This is a genomic window from Planococcus liqunii (assembly GCF_030413595.1).
GTDB lineage: Bacteria > Bacillota > Bacilli > Bacillales_A > Planococcaceae > Planococcus > Planococcus liqunii.
Genome location: NZ_CP129238.1, coordinates 1,145,326 through 1,160,537, shown reverse-complemented (window position 1 = coordinate 1,160,537; position 15,212 = coordinate 1,145,326). Strand labels below are relative to the sequence as shown.

Sequence of the window (15,212 nt, the reverse complement as noted above, 5' to 3'; positions counted from 1 at the left end):
TTCGAAAACCGAATATTTGTTCTTATTTTAACATGTTAGCGGACGAAAAAAAACTGTTTGCAGAAATCTTCCGGCAAACAGTCATCTCTCTTTATTTGTTTTCCCCTAAGCGAATCGCTTTGCGGATATCTTTCAGCGACTGGGATGAACCATACATGAGAACGCCGCCACGGTATACCCTCGCACCGAACCAGCCCAAAATGCCGATGGTCGCCAGCATGATGGCAATCGACAGCAAAGGTTCCCAAAGCGGAATATCCAGCATGCCGACGCGCAAGAACATAACCAGCGGCGCAAAAAACGGAATAAACGAAGAAACCGTCACAAATCCTGCTTCGGGCACGCCGATGCCAGAAAATGCGATAAACGAGGCGATGATGATCAAAAACATCATCGGCAGCATCAATTGCTGTACATCTTCCGTCCGGCTGACAAGCGATCCGAGAAGCGCAGCCAGTACCGCATAAAGGAAATAGCCAAGCAGGAAAAACAGCACGGCGAATAAAAATGTGCTGATCTTCACATCTGAAAAGCCGAAAACGCTGAATGCACCTTCCGATAAATCCGTTCCAGCTGTTTTGATGGCGACATAGCCCGAAAGTCCGAACACCAGCATCTGCAAAATTCCGAGCGTTCCGATTCCGGCAATCTTCGCAAACATATGCTTGACCGGCGATACGCTTGAAATCAGGATTTCCATCACCCGAGACGATTTTTCATTGGCGACTTCCATGGCGATCATGTTCGGATAATAAATGACTGCAATATAAATCAACATGATTAAAATATAAACGAGCCCTCTTGCCTGGCTCAATTCTTCCTGTGATTTAGACGACTCGGAAACGGCTTCCCGCTCAAACGCGGCCGGTAGGAACAATTGGCTGACTTCGTTCGCATCGAGGCCCATGGTTTCAGCCGTCAATGTCGTTTGCAGTGACTGAACCGCTTGTTCGATGTCGGCACCGCTGTTCATTTCATTGGCGGACTCCGAAACATAACGGGCAGACAACTGGTCATTTTGCTCCAATACCAGGTAAGCTTCAATCGTACCTTCGCTTATCCCCGCCTTTAATTCATCTTCACTCAAGTCGGTCGGCATGGCTTGCATGTCACTGCCTGTTGCTTGTAATTGCTGCTGCAGTGCTTCGGTAAGGTTACCGTTTTCGTCCAAAACATGAAGAACATTCTCTTCTTCTTCAGAACCTTGAAAAGCCTCGATGATATTCGGCAAATTGGCCATCAGGAAAAAGGCTGCAGCGACAATGACTGTCGTAATGATGAACGATTTGGTTTTCGCTTTTGTCATAAAAGCTTGTTTAAAAATAATCCAGAAACTATGCATAGGCTTTTCCCACCTTCGCTATGAATATTTCCTCCAAAGAAGGCTCTTCGATTGCAAAATGGCGGAGTGCGCCGAGCTTCATCGATTCCTCCAGCAAGCGTTGGGCCACCGTTTCGTCTGTAATTTGGAACAAGGCCCCGTCGTGCGTTTTGGTGAAGTTTTCTACGCCCGCTATATTATGCAAAATCGAGAGGTCCTGATCCATCTTAATCCGGACATTTTGTTTGCCAAATGACCGCTTCACTTGGCGAATCGATCCGCCCACAACAATCTTGCCGCGGTCCAGAATGCTCATATTGTCACACAGTTCCTCCACATGATCCAGACGGTGACTCGAAAACACAATCGTTGCCCCTTCTTTCTGGAAGTCCAATATCGCACTTTTCAGCATTTCCACATTCACCGGATCCAATCCTGAAAAAGGCTCGTCCAATATGAGCAACGAAGGCTGATGCAATAATGAAGCAATCAGCTGGATTTTCTGCTGGTTCCCTTTCGACAATTCCTCCACTTTTTTAGAAGCGTAATGCGGCACTTCAAAGCGCTCCAGCCATTTCTGGACTTCCTTTTTTGCATCTGCTTTTGGCATACTACGCAATTGAGCCAAGTAAACCAATTGCTCTTCCACTTTCATCTTCGGATAAAGCCCCCGCTCTTCGGGCAAATAGCCGATTTCCGGACTTTCAGCATATGTAATCGATTTTCCATTCCAGCGAATAGTTCCCGCAGTCGGGTTCAGCAACCCCAAAATCATCCGAAAAGTCGTCGTTTTGCCGGCGCCATTGGCTCCTAAAAATCCGTGCATCTGTCCTTGCTCTACCGTCAGAGACACATCATCCACTGCAGTGAAATCGCCGAATTTCTTTGTGGCATGTTCTACTATCAAACTCATTGTCCTTCCTCCTTTCGATACTTTACTATACGAGGCAACTGTCGAAATGTTTCAAAATTGGAGGACTTTTTCGGCAAAACCGGCTATACTTAAAATGAATAACCATTCAGAAGGAGCTGTTCCTCATGAGAACGTATAAACTGACTGCTTACGAACAAACCGGCAAACTGATTACAGAAGAAACTTTCACAGCAGAAAACGATGAACAGGCAAAAGAAAAAGGCCGTGCCCTCCTGGAAGAAAAAGAACTCGTCAACCAGACGCACAGACTCGCTTCCCCGGCCGGCAAACTGTTATTGTTCCATTCTTAAAATGCAAAAAAGCATGGCAACCGCCATGCTTTTTCTTATTTTCCGTGGAATTCCGGTTTGCGTTTTTCAACAAAAGCCTGGATGCCTTCCAGGTGGTCCGCGCTTTTGCGCATCGCCGATTGGGCAGCCGCTTCCATTTCGAGCACTTGCTCCAATTCGCCGACTTTCAATTGATGCAAAATATGTTTGGACGCGAGACGCGCTTTTACCGGAGACTGCAGCGCTTGTTCTGCATAAGTTTCAGCGTGTTCCAGCGCCAAGCCTTCAGCCGTCACTTCATCGATCAAGCCCTTGGCAAGCGAATCATGCGCCTTCAGGATTTGGCCGGACCAGATCAATTGCTTCGCTTTCGGTACTCCAACGCGTTCTTTCATGAAGAAATGGCCGCCGCCATCCGGTACAAGGCCAATGCCGATAAAGTTCATCGCCAGTTTGCTGTTTTCTTCTGCAATGATGTGATCGCATGCCAATGCCATACTGAAACCAAGCCCGGCTGATGCCCCGTGTATGGCAGCCACTGTGATTTGCGGCAATGTGTAAAGCGATTTCGCAAGACGTGAGACATCTTTCATAACCAAGTCGATGTCCATCGGGTTGTCCGGGTCCATCATTTCTTTAATGTCTCCTCCTGCCGAGAAAGCTCTGCCTTCTCCGTGGATGATCAATACTTGCAGCGTACTGTCAGCAAGCAGCGACTCAAAACAGTCGGCCAGTTCTTTCATCATTTTTCCGCTCATGGCGTTCATCGCTTGCGGCCGGTTCAGTTTTAAATAGCCGATTCGCTCTTGCTTCGTCAATTCGATTGTTTCATACATACAAAAAGACACCCTTTCGTAAAATGAATAGTCATTCACTCTACGTATTCGGTGTCTTCTTGTGAAAATCCTTTATTTTGGTTCAATTACATTGATTCGTAAAGCGATTGAACCGGTTTGATCAATACACGGTTTACTTCATCAATGATTTGGCTCAAGCCCATTTCAGCTTCAAGCATGGCTAAAATTTTCGGATCAGCTTGTGCAGCCTGAGCTGTCGCTTGTGCACTGACCATTTCTTCTTCTGTGATTTCTTCGCCTTGCGCTTGTTTTTGCTGAAGCGTAATTTGAAGATCGCGGAAATTCTTGAACAATTGGCTGGAGTCGCTGTCAGCTGTGACAGCTTCCACCGCTTGCTGCAATTTGCCGAATTCCTCGGTGCTGCGGAACGTGCTTTCTAATTTGTTGATGTCGTCATAAATGTTGACTGCCATAATGATTCTCCTCTACGCGTTATTCAGCACGATGCTGAGGATTCCTTGAAAAATGCCGATAAATCCTCCAAGTAAAAATCCAAGTGCTGTAATCATTTTCAACTCTCGTTGTGAAATTCCTAAAACCAATTCTTCCAGGCGGCTTAACGGCAAGGAATCTACTTGCTCTTTCACCATGCCTTGGATATCAATTTTATGAAGCGTATCTTCCAATTTCACTTCCCCTTGTTCGAAAACAAAATCCGCGACAAGCGGGATAAAGTTGGCACTTGTCCATTCTAACCCTGTCGGCCAAGTCTCTGCAAGTGTCCGCTCCAGGCGGCCGTCGATATTGGCAATTTCGCGCACATATTGTTTGACGGCGCCTACTGCCGGCTCAAAATCAAATTCCTTCAGCAAGTCATCCGCTCTGCGGTCCTGAAGTTTTTCCCATTCTCCGTATGCCAGCGTAATGGCCAATTCAAACGTTCTTGGGGAATTTAAGAATTTGATGATTTCGGGCTGGATGCGGTCAACAATCGGTTTGGATTCGCCAAGCAGGGAATGCAGCATATGGCCAAAACGTCCACGCGACTCCAGAAATTCATCGAAGAAGTTTTTGACGGTTTGGCGCCCTTCAATCGAAGCAAAATAATCCGATCCTTGGTCAATGCCGTATTTTACAGCATGAATCATCTTTTGTTCCGTTTCTTCTTTCCAGTTTTCAGGAAGCAGTTCACCAATCGTTTTGCCTTCAATATAAGCACGAAGCGCCAGCGCTTGCCGGTCCACCAGTTCATCCAGCTTTGATTCGATCCGTACATCCAGATTCTGTTGTCCGGCAATTTCCAGCCAGCCATTAAGTGAACGCTTCGACTCAAAAACATGGGTCTTCAGTTCCCGGTACATCCACGCCTCTAATTTGCTGCGCATTTCTTCATTGAAGAAACGCTTCTTGAATGTTTCCGGCGTCAGCAAGTGCTGAACGATGGTGCGCCCTAGCTGCGTCGATAACTCGTCGCGGCGTTTCGGGATCAAGCCGGGTGTAAAAGGAAGGCGCCATTTGCCGATATAGACGGCTTTATACGGCCGGAACAGCATCTTGATGGCGATAAAGTTGGTAATGCCGCCGATTAAAGCACCAATGACTGCCATTAAAACAATGGTCAATAAAATACTCACGATCTTCACTCATTTCTTTTTTCTTCTTTGTCATTCACATAAAATCCCTTTATACTGAAGAAGAACCAAAGGAGGATTTGTATGCTGCAGCATTTTAAATTTAAACCAATGTTTGAAAACTCCCAGCTGCCTGGCTGGAATATATCCTTTTTCTATAAAAACGAACGAATTGCAGGCGAGTATCATCCCGATGGCCGCATCGTCTGGCTTTCCAAAGCACCTGAAGACGAAGAAGCAATCAAAACAATGATCCACGAGCTGATGCTCTACCATGTATACGATTAAAGCGCCGGAAAGTTTCCGGTGCTTTTTATTATATGTAAGGTTCAATGATTTTAACAGCAATAGCATTTTCGGCGACAAAAAAAGGGAATGCCCCTTTTACCCGACGTGCTGGGTAGAGGACATTCCGGATTGGATTTGATACATCTGATAGTACTGGCCGCCTAGTTTCATCAGCTCGTCATGGGAACCTGATTCTACTATTGAACCGCGGTCAAGCACAAGAATGCGATCTGCGTTTTTGATCGTTGACAAACGGTGGGCAATGATGAAGGTAGTGCGCCCTTTTTTCAGCACTTCCATTGCATGCTGAATGATTTCTTCCGTCTCCGTATCAATGTTTGAAGTGGCTTCATCCAGAATGAGGATGGCTGGATCGAAAGCCAGTGCGCGGGCAAATGAAACCAATTGCCGCTGGCCGGAAGAAAGCGTACTGCCTTTTTCCACTACCGGTTCGTCAATGCCGCCCTGCAAATGTTTCAGCACCCGCTCTCCGCCAACAGCAGCAAGCGCATCTTCCACCATTTTGCGGGTGATCCGCTTGTCTCCAAGCGACACGTTCGACTCGATCGTTCCCGTGAACAAGTACGGATCCTGCAGGACAATTCCCATATGCTCACGGACAGCCTGGCGGGACATTTTCGTAATATCCTGTCCATCGATGGTAATGGTTCCTTTGGTCGCATCGTAAAAACGGAACAGCAAATTCATGATGGAACTTTTTCCGGATCCCGTATGGCCGACCAACGCAACCGTTTCCCCTTGCTTCGCTTCAAATGAAATATCCTTCAGAACATACTCTTCGTCTTTGTAAGCAAACCAGACCCGTTCCACCCGAACATTGCCGCGGTACCGGGCAATGTTTTCGTCGCTGACCGCTTCGCCTTCCCGGTCGAGCAAACGGAAAACACGTTCCGCTGCTACAAGCGCCTGTTCAAGCTTGGCAAACTGGTTGACGATGCCGCTGATCGGATTGAACAAACGGATGATGTAATCCACGAAGGCATAAAGGACACCGACTGTGACCGCTGAGTTTGCCGTAATGGCATTGGTGCCGAAATACCAGATAAACAATACAAAAACCAAGGAGCGCAGTACGCCGACCATATTGTAGGAAGCAGTTGCTTCCAAAATGAGCAGTTTCTGCTGGAATTTGTAATGCTTATTGTTCATCTCTTCAAATTCTTCTTTCATCTGCTTCTCGCGGCGAAAGGCCTGGATGATCGTCATCCCCTGAATCGACTCGTTGATCATGGCGTTCATGTCGCTCAATTTTTCACGGACAACGTGGTTGTATTTAGCCGCGAACTTCCGGTACACGAGCATCCAGCCATATAGAAGCGGAACCAACACCAGCATCATCGCCGCTAGTTTCCAATCCAGATAAAACATGGCAACGTAAATGCCGCCCATATACATAAAGCTGGTGGCAAATTGCGACAGCACCGTTACAAACAGTTCCCGAATTGCTTCCGTATCGTTTGTAATGCGGGAGACCACCTTTCCGGCAGGCAAGCTATCAAAATAACGGATTGGCAATGTCTGTACATGCTTGTAGACATCATTGCGCATTTTCTGAATGATGCGGTTTGCCCCTTTTTGCAAGTATAAATACTCGAGAAAGCGGAATACCGCTGCTACGACCCCGAGCCCCAGATAAACAGCCAGTAAATAGGCAATCGGCTCAAAGTTGAGCGTACCGCCGACCGGAGCGATGTGGTTGTCGATAATTTCCTTGGCTACAAGCGGTGCCGCCAAGTCAGCCGCTACCGTAATGGCTAAAAGCAGCAAACCAACGATCAAGATTCCTTTAAAATGCATGGCGTATTGGAGCAAACGTTTTCCTGTTCCCATGCTTACACCTCCTCAATCTGCTGGCGGAGGAATTGTTCACTATACCAACCTTTTGTTTTCAGCAAGTCTTCATGTGTTCCTTCTTCAATGACTTTTCCGTCATCCAGTACCACAATCCAGTCGGCATGCTGAACTGCCGATAGGCGGTGAGTGGTGATAATCGTCGTTTTCCCGGAGCGTTCTGACTGGATATTCTCAATAATCTTCGCTTCTGTTTTCGCATCCACGGCAGAAAGCGAATCATCCAGAATCAAAATTTCCGGATTTTTGATCAATGCCCGTGCAATGGATATCCGCTGTTTCTGACCGCCGGATAAAGCGACGCCTTTTTCCCCTACCAAAGTTTCCAGGCCATTCGGCAGCATCTCCAGATCTTTTTCAAAATGGGAAAGCCGAATCGCTTCCTGAATGTCTTCTTCAGTAGCATCCGATTTTCCAAATAAAATATTGGCCCGGATCGTACGGGAAAACAGCACGTGGTCCTGCGGCACATAGCCGATCCAACTGCGCAGCTGATCTTTTGTCAAATCGCTCAATTCGACGCCATTCATCATGACTGATCCTTCGCCGAGTGGATACTCTCTCAATAATTGCTTCACGAAGGTCGTCTTCCCGCTTCCCGTCTTCCCGACAATGCCCAGCGTTTGGCCGCTGTTCATTGAGAGATTGATGCCTTGCAAGTTAATCGAACTCGATTGCGGATACGTGAAACTGAAATTCCGGAAGCCGATATGGCTTGGTTTATCAATGAATTCCGGAGTTGCCGGATCTTTCACGTCTTCCTGGTACTCGAGTGTTTCGTTTACCCGGTCTACCGACGCATTGCCGCGCTGCAGGATATTGATCATTTCACCGATGGCAAACATCGGCCAGACAATCATTCCCAAGTAAACGTTAAAGGCAACCAAATCGCCGAGCGACATTGTGCCTTCTGCAACGAGCACTGCCCCGTAACCCAGACCAATCATATAACTGATGGTGGTCAGGACTTTTGTGACCGGCATAAACAAGGCATCAATCCGCTCGACGGCCATGTTTTTTTCATACACATCATTTGTCATATCTGAAAATTCTTTTTCAGATGCCCGCTCCTGCACGTACGCCCGAATGACCCGGACACCACCAACCGATTCCAGCACGCTGTCGTTCATCCCCCCAAAAGCATCCTGGGCTGCCGTATAGCGGACATGGATTTTTTTGCCGAGTATTTGAACGACAATCGCGAGGATCGGCAATGGGATGAGTGCAAAAAAGGTTAGCTCCCATGATACCAGAAAGCCCATTGCGACAATGATTGTTGCCATATACAGAGTGGAATCGACCATTGTCAAAATCCCGAAACCGGCTGTCTCGGAGATGGCCCGCAAATCATTGGTTGCCCGCGCCATTAAATCACCGGTCCGGTTTTTTTCGTAAAAGGTCGGAGTCATTTTCAAAAATTGCCCCATCAAACTGGAACGGAGCTGGCGCTCAATGACGTATGCCCCGCCAAACAGCTGATATTGCCAGACAAAATTGATTAAGTAGGCCAGCACCAATGACACCACCAGCACAAGAATGTATTGCCATAATAACTGGCTTGTCAATTCCCCTTGCGCGATTGAATCGATTGCAATGCCAATTAACCAAGGCGGCACAATTTCAATGACGTTTGCAATCATCAATAAGCCTACAGCTACGGTGTAGCGCAGCCAGTTTTCTTTAAAAAACCATCTTAATTTCCATAAAACACTAAACATCATTTACGCCTTCTTTCTTCTTTCTGCTTTAAGTTCCTGCTAGTCGCCTTCCAGCGATTCCTTGATTAGAATTTTTCGTTGTTGAAGTTTTTTCATCTTCATTCTCTCCTTTAGTTTTTTATCTATTTGAACAGCAAAAAGCTGGACAAAACTCCGTATGCCCCGAAAGGGCCGTCAGTTGAACACAAAAAAGCGCGTACCTGTTTTCTAGGCACGCGCGCACGAAAAGAGGACTGGATGTCAGACCAGCCCCGATATTTTTAGTCCCGAAATAAATTCAAAGGGAAAAATCCGGATGGTCCGACAACAATATGAAATTGACTGAACGTGCACTCCATAACTTTTTCATTGTCAAAACCTCCTTTTCCTTTGATTTGGTAATTCAAGAGTAACACCCTTATTTTTAAATTGTCAAGATTTTTCGGAATAAATCGAAATCTTAATAAAATTACATAATATTCCTATATTCTTAATAAGCAATTGAGAAAGATTGATGGCTCTTTTGTTTTCCGTGCGCCTGTCTTATAGGAATAAGGTTTCGTTTACCATGCTTAGGGTATTTTAGTAATAAGAATAATAGAATCGGAGTTGAATGGTATGTATCAAAACATTATGGTGGCTTATGATGGTTCAGACGGCAGCCGCCTGGCATTCGACCAAGCTATTGAATTCAAAAAAGCCTTGCCTGATGTTAAATTGACCATTATTTATGTGAACGAGCAATACCATGAATCCACCGGGTTAGTAGAAGCTGGAGGCGGCACGACACCACGTGTTGTTTCGGCGAATGTAGACAGTACGTATGCCCAGTTTATGCCACCCGACATTGACGGCATGGCGTCTCAGACAAACTCGGATTATGCGGATACTTCCATCGAATTTTCCAAGCATATGCATAATTCGATCCACCAGCAGCTGGAAGAAAAAGGCGTCCAAGCGAACGTCTTAGCTTTGGAAGGAAATGCCAGCAAAACGATTCCCGCTTTTATTGAAGAACAGCACGTGGATTTATTGATTATTGGCAACAGCGGCAAGTCCGGACTTCAAAAGTTCTTCGTCGGGTCAGTAAGCCGTAAATTGATCAAAGAAGCGCCATGTTCGGTTCTCGTAGTAAAATAATAAAAGTTTACTCGGTGGGTGTATTCCAAAAGAACCGAGTAAACTTATTTTTTTGATGTTTTATTGATTTATCCCCTTACATTAGTAAGAAAGTGTCAGTTTAAAAGTGGATGTTGTGGGTATAGATTACTAATAAGATAAAAGTTATCACAAAGGAAGAAGGGATTCAGCCATGTCTAAACATACCGTATATTTTCTCTCTTCCAGCCAGCACCGCGGTCTCATGGCTGAAATCTGGGCGAACCGCCTCGAACTTAGTGATTGGGATATCCGAAGTGCTGCATGGGGCGATCCATCGATTAATGACACGCCAGTTGAGATAATGAAAGAAATTGTATTGAATGTGCCGGAAGTACAGCCGCGTGCCTACAACACCCATGAAGTAAGCCAGGCAGACCTGATTGTTGCGCTGCATGACAGCGAATACGAGTCCGCTGATATACCAAGCGATCTGCCTGCTCAGAAACTGTTGAGGTGGGACATCCAAAATCCTGAGCTCCGTTCATCCGACTTGTCGGAACAATGGGCGCTATACCAGGAAGTGTGCGACGAAATAGCGATTAACATTAAGAATCTGGAGCCGTATTTCCGGTCTGCACATATGTAAAAAAACCTTCACATAAGTGAAGGTTTTTTTATGTGTAAAGGACTGCACGGACCGGACTTCCATCAGCGCCTTTGATTTTCAGCGGAAGTGCCGCCAATTGGTAAACGCCTGCCGGCACCTCATCCAGGACAATCCCCTCCAAAATGAATCGGCCATGGCGGTTCATTGCCATATGCATCGGCAAATCTTTACTGTGTTCTGTATCCACCGACGGCACATCTACTCCCAGCAGCTTGATGCCGTTCTCCGTCATCCATTCGGCTATCGATGGATCGAACAGCGGCCAGGTTTCCGGGAATTTGCTCCGGTCTTTCCAGCTGTCTGATTTTAGCAGAATGGCGGTTACCCCTTTTTCTACTACCGGCAAATCTGAACGGGTAATTTCAGTCTTTCCTCTTACATCGGCAACCTGTGCGGTCGTCAAATAGCAGTCCAGCGGCAATTCGTTGATTTTGATGCCGTCATTGTCGTAATGGAAAGGTGCGTCTACATGTGTTCCGATATGCGTACTTGTCACCACTTTCCCTACGTTGACAGACCCGCTTTGTTCAATGGTCGCTGCAAGTTCATATTGGAATGGAATATCCCCTGGCCATTCCGGTGTCTGCCCGCTCAGTTCCATCGAAATATCGTATATTTTTCCGATTTTCATCTACGCCACCACATTTCGTTCATTGGTATAGTTCTTATACAATTCTTCGTCCATCACTTTTTTTAAGCGGCTAACCATTTCTTCTACGTCTTCCAATGATGTATACAAGGCAACGGGTGCAAGACGGATGATGTTCGGTGCACGAAAATCAGGTACAACTCCGGCTTCTTTTAATGCTTTGCAAATTCGTGCGGCTTCTTTGTGGGCCAGCGCAATATGCCCTCCCCGCTCTTCATCCCGTTTCGGCGTCACGTCGTCGAAGGCGGGAATCTGCTCGGCAATCAAGTTCCGCAGAAGCCGTGTCAACTGAAGCGATGTCTGCCGAATATTTTCAATGCCGGCTTCTTCGAATATTTCTACACTACCCAGAAGCGGTGCCATACTGAATATATGCGGTGTACCCACTTGATAAGCTCCTGCACCTTCGGCTTTCTCGAAAGAATGATCCATATCGAATTGCTTTGTTTTATCTGAACCGAACCAGCCTGCCAGGCCTGGGATCAGATGGTGATGGCGCTCATGAAGGTAAAGACCGCCTGTTCCGCCTGGACCTGAGTTCATGTACTTGTAATGGCACCAGACAGCAAAGTCGACTTCTGTGTCGTGCAAGGTATGCGGAAGCGCACCGATGGAATGTGCAAGATCAAAGCCGACAAGAATCCCTTTTTGATGGGCGGCTTCAGTAATTTCCCGAATCGGCAGCAGTTGCCCGCTTCGGTACAAGACAGATGGCAATAATAATACGGCCACATCTCCCGTCAACTGCTCCAAAATATCTTCAAGTTCCAGTGTATAGCCATCCCGGCTCGTGATTTTTTTCAAAGCCGTCTCCGGATTTAAACCGCGCAGCTTCAAATGGCTTTCCACTGCGTAAATATCCGAAGGAAAATTCAATTCATCCACTACGATAGTGCAGCGGCTCTCAGACGGCTGAAAAACAGTCGCGAGCATCTGATGAATGTTGGAGGTGATCGATCCGGTTACCATTACTTCATGCGGCAATGCCCCGACGAGCGGTGCAATCCGCGAACTCAAATTTTCCGCCATCGTGAACCAAGGATTGGCGCCTTCTGTCCAGCCATCAATGGCGTGATCCTTCCAGCTTTCTGCTATTTCGAGCAGTTTGGTTTCCGCCCTTTTTGACATCAGTCCAAGCGAATTGCCATCCATGTAAATTTGGTTTTCCTGTTGATAAAACTCGGCTTTAAAACGAGCCAGTGAATCGAGCTGTTCCTCATTGTCTGCTATTGCCACTCGACATCCCCCTTATGATAGAAATGCGTATGCCCCTGCTCCAAGAATTGCGGTAATCAGTACGACAATCCACGGTGCCAGTTTAAAATAGACTAACATTGCAAAGGCGATAATCGCAATCGCGAAGTCGAGCGGCCCACGGATTCCCGAAGTGAAAACCGGGTCGTACAACGCTGCCAGCAAGATGCCGACAACCCCGGCATTAACGCCTTTTAGGGCTGCCTGGACGCCTGACTTCGTGCGGATGATGCTCCAAAACGGCAAAGTTCCGATTACCAGCAGAAACGACGGCAAGAACATGGCCACTACAGCGAGCAGGACGCCAAGTCCGCTGCCCATTAATTGCCCTAAGTAACCAGCCAAAGTGAATAAAGGTCCTGGAACGGCTTGTGCCGCTCCGTAGCCGGAAATAAAAAGATCCGCTGACATCCAGTTCGGAACCACTTCCCGTTCAAGCATCGGCAAGACGACGTGCCCGCCGCCGAATACGATTGATCCGACACGGTAAAAGATATCAAATATAGCGTAATAGCTTGATTCGATAACGGGGCGAAGCAAAGGCAATCCGATCAGCAGTCCCACAAAAATCGCCCAAGCTGCTAAACCCGTCTTTTTGCCGAACGTTAAAGCCAGCTTGACGGCTTCCGGCGCCTCTGCTTTTCGATAGAGAAAATAACCGATGATTCCGGTCAATACAATGATGCCAATTTGAGCCCAAGCCGTCGGCATCAGCAAAATTGCCGCAGCAGCTCCGACAGCAATGGCGATTCTTGGTTTATCCGGGGCAAGCGACTTGCCCATCCCCATTAAGGCATGTGCGACTACCGCGACTGCAACGATTTTCAAGCCTTGGATCCAGCCGCTGTCAAAAGAACCGTTGGTAACAAGCAAGGCAAACAACACCAGCAAGATGACCGAAGGCATTGTAAAGCCGAACCAGGACAGAAAGCCGCCGAATATTCCGCCTCTCAGCATGCCGACAGAAATTCCGACTTGTGAACTCGCCGGTCCCGGCAGGAATTGGCACAATGCGACTAAATCGGCATAGGCTTTATCATCAAGCCATTTTCGTTTCACTACATATTCTTCCCTGAAATACCCAAGATGTGCAGTAGGGCCTCCGAAAGAAGTCAGTCCTAATTTCGTAGATGCTTTTAAAATTTCCATGTAATTCTTTTTTGCCATAATTCTCTCCTTCGCCATTTTGATTTTCGGCTGATTTTAGCTGCTTACCCATCCCTTCCCTCAAGCATAACTGATTGCTTATATGAACGCGTGTTACAAATTTGTAAATTTATTTTCAGAATTATTTGTCTTTTATTAGCTTATCTTTTATTATTAGATTAAATCAGACTTTCCTTTCAGGAGGTGTAAACTTTGTTTCGCTTTTTAGAAGCTGAAGCAAAGGAGCCATTTGGACATACCCATACGATTGACAGCAATTGCTGTCTTCCTCGCGGCCACTGCCTTTTTCTCAGCCAGTGAATTTGCGATAGTAAAAGTACGGATGGCCCGCATTGATGCGCTGCTTGCTAATGGACACAAACGGGCAATCGCGGCCAAAAAGGTCATTGCCGGCATGGACAATTATTTATGTCTTTGCCAAATCGGCATCACCGCATCCATTTTAGGAGTTGGCTGGTTGTCGCATCGATTGGCAGAACAGTTTACCTTGCCAATGGTGATGCACGTCGGCTTTTCACCCGGCACTGCCGAAACTGTTTCCATGGCTGTCACTTTTATGTCAATCGCTTTTCTGTTCATAGTCGCCGGTGCCTTGGTGCCGAAATTGATTGCTGCCCAGCAGGCTGAAAAAATTTTGCTGGTCAATGCTCATTGGCTTGTCTGGTGCAACCGGCTGTTATTTGTTTTCATTCCGCTCTTCCAAGGCTCCGTCCGTTTCATCACAGGCATGTCTGGGGTGCAGCGTACGTCTGCCGACAGCGCTGTCCATGCGGAAGAAGAATTAAAACGGCTCTTATCGGACAGCTTAAAAAACGGTGATTCTAATGTCCTTAGATATGGATACGCCCATAAACTTTTTGAGTTCGAAAGTTTGAATGCGAAAGACATCATGGTGCCACGCACCGCCATGACCACAATTGAAAAAGACACGAGCTTGAAACAAGCCATCCAGTTTGTCCAAAACGAGCAATTTACCCGCTATCCTATTACAGACGGCGGTAAAGACCACATTGTCGGCGTGGTAAATATGAAGCACCTGTTGACGGCTTTTATTCAAGATCCGGCAAACGGGCAGCTGCCTGTCGGAATTTTTGCTTTGCCGATCATCCAAGTCATTGACGCAAGTAAAGCCAGCGATCTGCTGTTGAAAATGCAGCATGAACGGATCCATATGGCCATTCTTCGGGACGAATACGGAGGAACCTCCGGCCTAGTGACAATTGAAGATATCCTTGAGGAAATTGTCGGCGATATCCAAGATGAATTTGATACAGATGAAATTCCGGAAGTCCAACAGCTGGGAGAAGGACATTATATCTTTGATGCCAAACTGTTGATTGACCACACCAATAATCTGCTGGGAATCGATATAGCGAATAAAGACATTGATACAATCGGAGGATGGTTTATGGCCAAAAGTTTTGATACAATTAAAGGGCAAAAAATTTCTGAGCAAAATTATGATTTTTTGGCAAAAGAAATTGATGGACATCAACTTCTCTACTTAGAAGTTCAAAAGCGCAAATAAAGACAAATAAAGAATTTATACGAAACGGCTCTCATTC

Annotated in this window: 15 protein-coding genes; 5 read left to right on the top strand and 10 right to left on the bottom strand. The window is 46.6% G+C overall.

Annotated elements, in window-relative coordinates:
- Positions 1-91: 91 nt before the first annotated feature.
- Positions 92-1,342, bottom strand: coding sequence for an ABC transporter permease (locus tag QWY22_RS05795; RefSeq protein ID WP_300983513.1), 1,251 nt, complete (start codon positions 1,340-1,342; stop codon positions 92-94).
- Positions 1,335-2,234 carry an ABC transporter ATP-binding protein gene (locus tag QWY22_RS05790; RefSeq protein ID WP_300983511.1) on the bottom strand — a complete coding sequence of 300 codons (900 nt, stop codon included), beginning with the start codon at positions 2,232-2,234 and terminating at the stop codon, positions 1,335-1,337. The genes QWY22_RS05795 and QWY22_RS05790 overlap by 8 nt, the downstream gene beginning before the upstream one ends.
- A gap of 125 nt (positions 2,235-2,359) precedes the next feature.
- Between QWY22_RS05790 and QWY22_RS05785 the strand changes: the two genes are divergently transcribed.
- Positions 2,360-2,545 (top strand): YhzD family protein, encoded by a 186-nt coding sequence (locus QWY22_RS05785; RefSeq protein WP_036807963.1) that lies wholly within the window; start codon positions 2,360-2,362, stop codon positions 2,543-2,545.
- Between the two features lie 35 nt (positions 2,546-2,580).
- Here the strand turns inward: QWY22_RS05785 and QWY22_RS05780 are convergent, their stop codons facing one another.
- From QWY22_RS05780 to QWY22_RS05770, 3 genes are all read right to left on the bottom strand, one after another.
- Positions 2,581-3,360, bottom strand: coding sequence for an enoyl-CoA hydratase (locus tag QWY22_RS05780; protein WP_300983510.1), 780 nt, complete (start codon positions 3,358-3,360; stop codon positions 2,581-2,583).
- 86 nt (positions 3,361-3,446) lie between these two features.
- Positions 3,447-3,794 (bottom strand): YlbF family regulator, encoded by a 348-nt coding sequence (locus QWY22_RS05775; protein ID WP_300983509.1) that lies wholly within the window; start codon positions 3,792-3,794, stop codon positions 3,447-3,449.
- A gap of 12 nt (positions 3,795-3,806) precedes the next feature.
- The gene (locus tag QWY22_RS05770) at positions 3,807-4,955 is read right to left on the bottom strand and encodes a DUF445 domain-containing protein (RefSeq protein WP_300983508.1); all 1,149 of its coding nucleotides are present in this window, start codon (positions 4,953-4,955) and stop codon (positions 3,807-3,809) included.
- Positions 4,956-5,036: 81 nt separating this feature from the next.
- Here QWY22_RS05770 and QWY22_RS05765 point away from each other — a divergent pair, with 81 nt between their 5' ends.
- Positions 5,037-5,240, top strand: a complete 204-nt coding sequence (locus QWY22_RS05765) for a YheE family protein (RefSeq protein WP_074510110.1) — start codon at positions 5,037-5,039, stop codon at positions 5,238-5,240.
- A 96-nt stretch (positions 5,241-5,336) separates the two neighbouring features.
- Here the strand turns inward: QWY22_RS05765 and QWY22_RS05760 are convergent, their stop codons facing one another.
- Both QWY22_RS05760 and QWY22_RS05755 read right to left on the bottom strand, forming a co-directional pair.
- Complete coding sequence (locus QWY22_RS05760) at positions 5,337-7,091, bottom strand: ABC transporter ATP-binding protein (RefSeq protein WP_300983507.1); 1,755 nt, start codon at positions 7,089-7,091, stop codon at positions 5,337-5,339.
- 2 nt (positions 7,092-7,093) lie between these two features.
- Positions 7,094-8,830 carry an ABC transporter ATP-binding protein gene (locus QWY22_RS05755; protein WP_300983506.1) on the bottom strand — a complete coding sequence of 579 codons (1,737 nt, stop codon included), beginning with the start codon at positions 8,828-8,830 and terminating at the stop codon, positions 7,094-7,096.
- Between the two features lie 597 nt (positions 8,831-9,427).
- On the opposite strand from QWY22_RS05755, the gene QWY22_RS05750 reads away from it, so the two are divergent.
- Both QWY22_RS05750 and QWY22_RS05745 read left to right on the top strand, forming a co-directional pair.
- The gene (locus QWY22_RS05750; protein ID WP_300983505.1) at positions 9,428-9,949 is read left to right on the top strand and encodes a universal stress protein; all 522 of its coding nucleotides are present in this window, start codon (positions 9,428-9,430) and stop codon (positions 9,947-9,949) included.
- Between the two features lie 172 nt (positions 9,950-10,121).
- Positions 10,122-10,556 (top strand): low molecular weight phosphatase family protein, encoded by a 435-nt coding sequence (locus QWY22_RS05745; RefSeq protein ID WP_300983504.1) that lies wholly within the window; start codon positions 10,122-10,124, stop codon positions 10,554-10,556.
- Positions 10,557-10,584: 28 nt separating this feature from the next.
- Here QWY22_RS05745 and QWY22_RS05740 read toward each other — a convergent pair whose 3' ends face one another.
- Genes QWY22_RS05740 through chrA form a run of 3 tightly spaced genes read right to left on the bottom strand, consistent with a single transcriptional unit; the run spans position 10,585 to position 13,647 of the window.
- The gene (locus tag QWY22_RS05740) at positions 10,585-11,208 is read right to left on the bottom strand and encodes a cyclase family protein (protein WP_300983503.1); all 624 of its coding nucleotides are present in this window, start codon (positions 11,206-11,208) and stop codon (positions 10,585-10,587) included.
- Positions 11,209-12,462: a kynureninase gene (gene kynU / locus QWY22_RS05735; RefSeq protein ID WP_300983502.1), complete on the bottom strand. Its 1,254-nt coding sequence runs from the start codon at positions 12,460-12,462 to the stop codon at positions 11,209-11,211.
- A 12-nt stretch (positions 12,463-12,474) separates the two neighbouring features.
- Positions 12,475-13,647: a chromate efflux transporter gene (chrA, locus tag QWY22_RS05730; protein WP_300983501.1), complete on the bottom strand. Its 1,173-nt coding sequence runs from the start codon at positions 13,645-13,647 to the stop codon at positions 12,475-12,477.
- 229 nt (positions 13,648-13,876) lie between these two features.
- On the opposite strand from chrA, the gene QWY22_RS05725 reads away from it, so the two are divergent.
- Positions 13,877-15,175, top strand: coding sequence for a hemolysin family protein (locus QWY22_RS05725; RefSeq protein WP_300983500.1), 1,299 nt, complete (start codon positions 13,877-13,879; stop codon positions 15,173-15,175).
- Positions 15,176-15,212 lie beyond the last annotated feature (37 nt).

Bases quoted from the DNA above. Each gene is read 5' to 3' on its own strand.
- QWY22_RS05775 (WP_300983509.1), bottom strand. From the start codon at position 3,794: ATGGCAGTCAACATTTATGACGACATCAACAAATTAGAAAGCACGTTC.
- chrA (WP_300983501.1), bottom strand. From the start codon at position 13,647: ATGGCAAAAAAGAATTACATGGAAATTTTAAAAGCATCTACGAAATTA.
- QWY22_RS05750 (WP_300983505.1), top strand. From the start codon at position 9,428: ATGTATCAAAACATTATGGTGGCTTATGATGGTTCAGACGGCAGCCGC.
- QWY22_RS05765 (WP_074510110.1), top strand. From the start codon at position 5,037: ATGCTGCAGCATTTTAAATTTAAACCAATGTTTGAAAACTCCCAGCTG.
- QWY22_RS05740 (WP_300983503.1), bottom strand. From the start codon at position 11,208: ATGAAAATCGGAAAAATATACGATATTTCGATGGAACTGAGCGGGCAG.
- QWY22_RS05745 (WP_300983504.1), top strand. From the start codon at position 10,122: ATGTCTAAACATACCGTATATTTTCTCTCTTCCAGCCAGCACCGCGGT.
- QWY22_RS05785 (WP_036807963.1), top strand. From the start codon at position 2,360: ATGAGAACGTATAAACTGACTGCTTACGAACAAACCGGCAAACTGATT.
- QWY22_RS05780 (WP_300983510.1), bottom strand. From the start codon at position 3,360: ATGTATGAAACAATCGAATTGACGAAGCAAGAGCGAATCGGCTATTTA.
- QWY22_RS05755 (WP_300983506.1), bottom strand. From the start codon at position 8,830: ATGTTTAGTGTTTTATGGAAATTAAGATGGTTTTTTAAAGAAAACTGG.
- QWY22_RS05760 (WP_300983507.1), bottom strand. From the start codon at position 7,091: ATGGGAACAGGAAAACGTTTGCTCCAATACGCCATGCATTTTAAAGGA.
- QWY22_RS05795 (WP_300983513.1), bottom strand. From the start codon at position 1,342: ATGCATAGTTTCTGGATTATTTTTAAACAAGCTTTTATGACAAAAGCG.
- QWY22_RS05790 (WP_300983511.1), bottom strand. From the start codon at position 2,234: ATGAGTTTGATAGTAGAACATGCCACAAAGAAATTCGGCGATTTCACT.